This window comes from Streptomyces sp. CO7, from assembly GCF_053474865.1.
In genome coordinates this window covers 863,649-869,804 of sequence record NZ_JBRIOU010000002.1, presented here as the reverse complement: position 1 = coordinate 869,804, position 6,156 = coordinate 863,649, and the positions used below count along the sequence as shown (strand labels likewise).

The 6,156-nt window shown below is 73.2% G+C and carries 8 protein-coding genes; 3 read left to right on the top strand and 5 right to left on the bottom strand.

Features of this window, described 5'->3' with window-relative positions:
- The coding region (locus ACOV8S_RS05965) for a glycerate kinase (RefSeq protein ID WP_448317373.1) at positions 1-459 on the bottom strand (459 nt) is incomplete at its 3' end.
- Between the two features lie 98 nt (positions 460-557).
- Here ACOV8S_RS05965 and ACOV8S_RS05960 point away from each other — a divergent pair.
- From ACOV8S_RS05960 to ACOV8S_RS05950, 3 genes are all read left to right on the top strand, one after another.
- Positions 558-1,085 carry an NUDIX domain-containing protein gene (locus ACOV8S_RS05960; protein WP_448316491.1) on the top strand — a complete coding sequence of 176 codons (528 nt, stop codon included), beginning with the start codon at positions 558-560 and terminating at the stop codon, positions 1,083-1,085.
- 76 nt (positions 1,086-1,161) lie between these two features.
- Positions 1,162-1,830, top strand: a complete 669-nt coding sequence (locus ACOV8S_RS05955) for an MBL fold metallo-hydrolase (protein WP_448316489.1) — start codon at positions 1,162-1,164, stop codon at positions 1,828-1,830.
- Positions 1,831-1,912: 82 nt separating this feature from the next.
- Complete coding sequence (locus ACOV8S_RS05950) at positions 1,913-2,671, top strand: SIR2 family NAD-dependent protein deacylase (RefSeq protein ID WP_448316487.1); 759 nt, start codon at positions 1,913-1,915, stop codon at positions 2,669-2,671.
- A 50-nt stretch (positions 2,672-2,721) separates the two neighbouring features.
- Here ACOV8S_RS05950 and ACOV8S_RS05945 read toward each other — a convergent pair whose 3' ends face one another.
- From ACOV8S_RS05945 to ACOV8S_RS05930, 4 genes are all read right to left on the bottom strand, one after another.
- The gene (locus tag ACOV8S_RS05945) at positions 2,722-3,168 is read right to left on the bottom strand and encodes a DUF4279 domain-containing protein (protein WP_448316485.1); all 447 of its coding nucleotides are present in this window, start codon (positions 3,166-3,168) and stop codon (positions 2,722-2,724) included.
- A 129-nt stretch (positions 3,169-3,297) separates the two neighbouring features.
- Positions 3,298-4,707 (bottom strand): RICIN domain-containing protein, encoded by a 1,410-nt coding sequence (locus tag ACOV8S_RS05940; protein ID WP_448316483.1) that lies wholly within the window; start codon positions 4,705-4,707, stop codon positions 3,298-3,300.
- Between the two features lie 159 nt (positions 4,708-4,866).
- Positions 4,867-5,388, bottom strand: coding sequence for a methylated-DNA--[protein]-cysteine S-methyltransferase (locus ACOV8S_RS05935; protein ID WP_448317372.1), 522 nt, complete (start codon positions 5,386-5,388; stop codon positions 4,867-4,869).
- 22 nt (positions 5,389-5,410) lie between these two features.
- On the bottom strand, positions 5,411-6,156 hold a 746-nt coding region (locus ACOV8S_RS05930; RefSeq protein WP_448316482.1), incomplete at its 5' end, for a DNA-3-methyladenine glycosylase family protein.

Sequence of the window (6,156 nt, the reverse complement as noted above, 5' to 3'; positions counted from 1 at the left end):
CCGCGCCCCCAGCGCGGTCAGCATGCCCGCGCCGCCGTCCGTGGTCGCGCTCCCACCCACGCCGAACACCACCGTCCGGGCTCCCGCGTCCAGCGCGGCCCGCAGCAGCTCCCCCGAGCCGCGGGTGGTCGCGGTGAGCGGTGCGAGGACCCCGCCCGGCAGCCGCTGCAGTCCGCTCGCCTCGGCCATCTCCACCACGGCGGTGTCGCCCCGCATCGCGAACGCGGCCGTCACCGGCTCCCCCACCGGCCCGGTCACCCTGACCTCGCGCCGCGCGAAACCGGCGGCCACCGCCGCGTCCACCGTCCCGTCGCCGCCGTCGGCGACCGGCAGCGCGGCCACCTCGACGTCCGGCGCGACGCGTCGCAGCCCCGCCGCGACCCTCTCCGCCACCTCGACCGCGGTCAGCGATCCCTTGAACTTGTCCGCGGCGACCAGCACCCGCCGGGCCTTCTCCACCACAACGCCTCCGCTCTCCGGCCACCCGTCGCAGCGACCTTAGGACGGGCGCGCCCACGACCGCCATGGCCCCGTGCCGCTCTCGCTAGGCTGAGCGCGTGACCTCCTCCGCCGAGGCGTACACCGCCTACATCGCCGGCCTGCCCCGCATCCTGTGCGGCGCCGCCACCCTGTTCCGTGACGCCGAGGGCCGGGTCCTGCTGGTCGAACCGAACTACCGCGAGGGCTGGGTGCTGCCCGGCGGCACGGTGGAGTCCGACGACGGCGAGACCCCGCGCCAGGGCGCCCGGCGGGAGACCGCCGAGGAGATCGGCCTGGACGTGCCCCCGGGGCGTCTGCTCGCCGTGGACTGGGTGCAGAGCAGCACCCGCCCGCCGATCGTGGCGTACCTGTACGACGGCGGCGTGCTGGGCGGGGAGTCCGTCGCCGCCATCCGCCTCCAGGAGGAGGAGCTGCTGTCCTGGCGCTTCGTCCCCCGCGAGGAACTGCCCGAGTACCTGCTCGGGTCCCTCCTGGGCCGGGTGACGGCCGCCCTGGACGTCCTGGCCGACGGCTCAGGCCCGGCCGAACTGGAGAACGGCCACCGGGTCGACCAGCCGTCCTCCGCCCCGGTGTCGGGCGCCTGACCGCCTTGCGCACCCCCGGGTGAGCCGTCGGCGAACACGGGCGCGCCCGCCGGAGGCGGCCGTGCAGGCTGGCCGCATGGACGTCATCGAGGTGCTGCCGTCGTTGCGCATGCTCCGCTTCCCCGTGGGGGCGGCCTACCTGTGGCGGGACGGCGACGAGCTGACCCTGATCGACACCGGGACGGCGGACCGCGCCGCGCGGATCGAGAGGGCTCTGGACGGTGAGCTGCGGCGGATCGTGCTGACGCACTGGCACGAGGACCACACCGGCTCGGCGGCCGAACTGGCCGCCCGGCACGGCGCGGAGGTGGTGGCCCATCGGCTGGAGGCACCGGTGATCCTCGGCGAGGCGACCGGGGCGCCGGCGGTGCTCGAGGAGTTCGAGCTGCCGATCCGCGCGTCCCTGCCGCCCCTGCCGCCGGCGCCGCCGTGCCGGGTGGACCGTGAGGTCGAGGACGGCGACGTGCTGGAGTTCGGCGGCGGGGCCGTGGTGGTGGCGGTGCCCGGGCACACGGACGGGTCGATCGCGCTCCACCTGCCCGGGCCGAGGGTGCTCTTCACCGGGGACGCGGTCGCCAACGTCGGCCGGACCACGCTGGGCGTCTTCAACACCGACCGCGCCCGGGCCGTCGCGTCGCTGCACCGGCTCGCCGGGCTCGACGTCGACACGGCGGCCTTCGGGCACGGCGACCCCGTCCCGCACGACGCCGCGGCCGCCCTGAGGGCGGCGGCCTCGGCGGTGTGACCCCGTGGGCGGGTCCCGCGGCGTCCACGTGGCCGCGTAAAGCGTTCGCGGCGCCCCGTCGCCCGCGCCTACTCTCGGGCGCATGACCACGCCCGTGCCGTCCTCGCCCCGCCGTTCCTCCAGGCCGCTGGTCGCCGTCCTCAGCGGCGCCGGGATCTCCACCGACTCGGGCATCCCCGACTACCGGGGACCCAACGGCGTGTGGCGGCAGGACCCGGACGCCGAGAAGCTGGTCACCTACGAGTACTACGTCAACGATCCGGAGATCCGGCGCCGTTCCTGGCGGATGCGCCGCACGACGGGGCTGCTCGACGCCGAGCCGAACGCCGCGCACCGGGCGGTGGCCGAGCTGGAGCGGCCGGGTGTGCCGGTGCGGGTGCTCACCCAGAACATCGACGGGCTGCACCAGAAGGCCGGGATGCCGGACCGCAAGGTCCTCGAGCTCCACGGCTCGGTGCGCTCCGTGGTCTGCGTGAGCTGCCACGCGCGGGGTCCGATGTCCGAGGCCCTGGCCCGCCTGGACGCGGGAGACGACGATCCGCGCTGCCTGGCCTGCGGGGGCGTCCTGAAGCCGGCGACCGTGATGTTCGGCGAGCACCTGGACACCGAGGTGCTGAGCCAGGCGCTGGCGATCGCCAAGGCCTGCGAGGTCTTCGTCGCCGTGGGCACCAGCCTCCAGGTGCACCCCGCCGCCGGTTTCGCCGGGGTGGCCGCCGACCACGGGGCACGGCTGGTGATCGTCAACGCGGAGGAGACCCCGTACGACGAGCTCGCGGACGAGGTCGTCCGCGAGCCCATCGGCACCGCCCTGCCCCGCCTCCTGCGGGACCTGGCTCGCTGACGCTGTCGGCAGGCCGTCGCAGCCGTCGTCGTGTGCCGGTGTGCACCGGGTCAGGTCATGTCGTACTCGTCGACGTCGAGTTCCGCTCCGATGACGCCGAGGAAGTCCAGGACCTTGCGGTCCAGGTGCCAGCCGAAGAGATCGGGGGCATCCGCCGTGCCTGGAGGGGCCGGGTCGACGCCACTTTCGAAGTAGCGCACGATCTGCAGTACTGCTCCCCCACCCGTGCCGGCCAGTTGCCGGGTGAGGTCGCGGAGGGAATCCCTGTGCGGCTGGAGCCTGTCGAGAATGCGGGTGATCTGCTCGTCGACGCACAGATCCGGCTCTCGGCAGACGATCATCCAGCTGTGGTCGACGGGAAGCACCGTGGGCTCGGCGACGCGCCGGCTTCCGCGTACCCCCACCTCGTCGGGGGTGACGCCCAACCGGGAGGTCATGGCGTCTGCCGAGATGTGTCGGCTGAACAGCGCGAAGTAGGCGTACTGGCGAAGTGGCATCCCGTGCAGGGTAGCCGCGCAGGAGGCGGACCGACCGCGCATTTCCGACCGGCCGGTTCCACGAGGGCTCACAGGCCGGGCCCCGCCGGGTGCGGGAACCGGCCTGTGGGCGGTGCAGGGCTCGGCAACTCAACCGCCTCGGGTCCACTGCTGGTTGGAGCCGTTGTTGCAGGTGTAGGTGATCAGCGCCGCGGAGTTGGCGGTGGAGCCGCCGTTGACGTCCAGGCACTCGCCGGTCGCGCGGGACTTCAGCTGCACGTAACCGCCGGAGGCGGTCACCGACCACTGCTGGGCGTTCTCCCCGGTGCAGGTCTCCTGGGTGACGCCGGAGGACTTCTCGGTCACGCAGAGCGCGCTGCCCCGGCCCGACAGCTGGTGGTAGCCGTTGCCGACGGACTTGAACCACCACTTCTGGTTGGCGCCGCCGTTGCAGGTGTACTGCTTGAGGGCGACGCCCCGCTGCAGCGACTGGTCGGGCACGTCCGCGCACTTGCCGCTGTGCCGGGCGGTCAGCGTCTCGTAGCCCGCCTGGACCCCGGCGACGGTTCCGGCGGCGGCGTCGATCGTCAGCTCCGGCGTCCAGGACATCGACATGCTGGTCGAGGACGGGAAGCTCAGCGGCAGCCACACGTAGCGCGAGTCGTTGACCGTGCCGCCGAAGGAGTTGCCCCAGCGGTCGCCCAGGTAGAGGTGGGAGGTCCCGGAGCTGCCCTGCACCGGCAGCACCCACGCGGTCTGCGACCCGTAGGCGGTGGAGTCGCCGACGTTCTGCATGGACGTCCAGGGGCCGGCCGGCGAAGAGGCGGTCGCGTACTTCTGCTGGTTGGGGCTCCAGCCGGTCGCGCCGGAGGTCAGCATGAAGTAGACGTCGCCCCGCTTGAACAGCGCGGGCGCCTCGCGGTGGCCCCCGGGCCAGGGATTGGCTACCAGGCTCTCGACGTTCGTGTACGCGGAGTTGAGCCGGTAGATGTGCAGGTCGTAGTTCTCGCGGGCGGCGGACACCATGTAGCCGGTCCCGTCGGTGTCGACGAAGACGGTGATGTCCCGCGACATGTGCCGGCCCAGCGGGCGGAAGCTGCCCTGGTAGCTGTAGGTGCCGTCGACGGTGTCGGAGACGGCGACGGCCGCGCGCGCCTCGCCGTAGTCGGAGCCGTTCTCCTTGTGCATCCACATCACGTACTTGCCGGTGGAGGCGTTGTACATGACCTTGGGCCGCTCGATGTTGGCGCTCGCCAGCTCGCCCGCGCTGGAACGGGTCAGGACGTGGTTGCGGAACTCCCAGTTCCTCAGGTCGGTGGAGCGGTAGGCGTCCACGTACAGGAACCTGTTGGAGGAGTCCCGGTGCTCGCCGAACCAGTAGTAGTACGAGCCGGCCTTCACGACCCCGCCGCCGTGGGCGTGCAGGGGGTTGCCGGAGGTGTCGGTGAACTGCTGGCCGTTGGCGACGGTCTGCGGGGCGGCCTGGGCGGGTCCGGCCAGCGCGAGCGCCGCGGACACCGCCAGGCATAACGCCGCCAGGATCGCGTACACACGTCTCATGGGGTTGCCTCTCGTCGATGGGGGACACGGATGTGCCGTCGAGATGCGAGCAGAGGTGCGGGAGACGCGTGGGGCGTCCCCTCCCCCTGGCATACCGCCCCTGGAGCACCGGAAACTGGCACGGCACGCGACGAGGTCAACAGCTGCCGGCAGGACCGGTCAGAACAGAACACCCGCGCCGGACGGCTCGGCGGCGCCGGCCCCGGACCGCTCGAACGCGAGCAGCCGCTGCTTGCGCTCCAGGCCGCCGCCGTAGCCGGTGAGCGAGCCGCCCGCCCCGATCACCCGGTGGCAGGGCACGATGATGCCGACCGGGTTGCGCCCGTTGGCGAGCCCGACGGCTCGCGAGGCGCCGGGACTGCCCAGCTCCGCGGCGAGTTGCCCGTAGGAGCGCGTCTCCCCGTACGGGATGGCGCGCAGCCGCTCCCACACGGACCGCTGGAAGGCGGTTCCGTTCATCCGCAGCGGCAGGTCGAAGTCCCGCAGCTCGCCCGCGAAGTACGCCTCCAGCTGCTCGACCACCGCCGGGAAGGGCCCGTCGTCGGTGGTCACCCGCTCGCCGAAGGTCTCCTCGAGCGGCCGGTGCCGCTGTTCCGTCATGTAGAGCCCGCACAGGACGCCGTCCTCGGCGACCAGCGTCAGGACGCCGTAGGGACTCTCCACCACCGTGTGCTGCTTCATCACTCTCATCCCAGGAAGTCCTTCACACAGGAAGGAAGTTGATCGGGTGACTCTCGGTCGCCCAGAGGTACTGCACCGCGTACGCCCGCCACGGCCGCCATGCCTCGGCCCGTGCGGTGAGCGCGGCGGGGGTGGACGGCAGCCCGAGTTCCTGGGCCGCGCGCCGGATGCCGAGGTCGGTGGGCAGGAAGGCGTCGGGGTCGCCGAGCGCCCGCATCGCGATGACGTCGACCGTCCAGGGCCCGAAGCCCGGCAGCTCCAGCAGCCTCGCCCGCGTCTCGGGCCAGTCGCTGTCCACGCCGAGCCTCAGCGTCCCGTCGGCCAGCCGTCCCACCAGGGTGGTCAGGGTCCCGCGCCGGCTGCGTGGCATGGCGAGCGACTCGGGGTCGAGGGCGGCCAGCGCCTCGGGCGACGGGAAGAGGTGGGTGAGCCCGCCCTGGGGGTCCTCGACCGGCTCGCCGTGCGCGGTCACCAGCCGGGCGGCGTGCGTACGGGCCGCCGCGGTCGACACCTGCTGGCCGAGCACCGCGCGGACCGCGAACTCGGCCTCGTCCACCGTGCGCGGCACCCGCCGCCCGGGCGCCTTGTCGACGTAGGGCTGCAGCACCGGGTCGGCGCGCAGCTGGTCGTCGACGGCGACGGGGTCGGCGTCGAGGTCCAGCAGGCGCCGGCAGCGGCTGATGGCGACGGTGAGGTCGCGCAGGTCGGTCAGGGTGAGCCGGCAGGCGACGTGGTCCGGCATCGGCGCGAGGGAGACCACGCCGTGCC

Bases quoted from the DNA above. Each gene is read 5' to 3' on its own strand.
- ACOV8S_RS05940 (WP_448316483.1), bottom strand. From the start codon at position 4,707: ATGAGACGTGTGTACGCGATCCTGGCGGCGTTATGCCTGGCGGTGTCC.
- ACOV8S_RS05950 (WP_448316487.1), top strand. From the start codon at position 1,913: ATGACCACGCCCGTGCCGTCCTCGCCCCGCCGTTCCTCCAGGCCGCTG.
- ACOV8S_RS05955 (WP_448316489.1), top strand. From the start codon at position 1,162: ATGGACGTCATCGAGGTGCTGCCGTCGTTGCGCATGCTCCGCTTCCCC.
- ACOV8S_RS05945 (WP_448316485.1), bottom strand. From the start codon at position 3,168: ATGCCACTTCGCCAGTACGCCTACTTCGCGCTGTTCAGCCGACACATC.
- ACOV8S_RS05935 (WP_448317372.1), bottom strand. From the start codon at position 5,388: ATGAAGCAGCACACGGTGGTGGAGAGTCCCTACGGCGTCCTGACGCTG.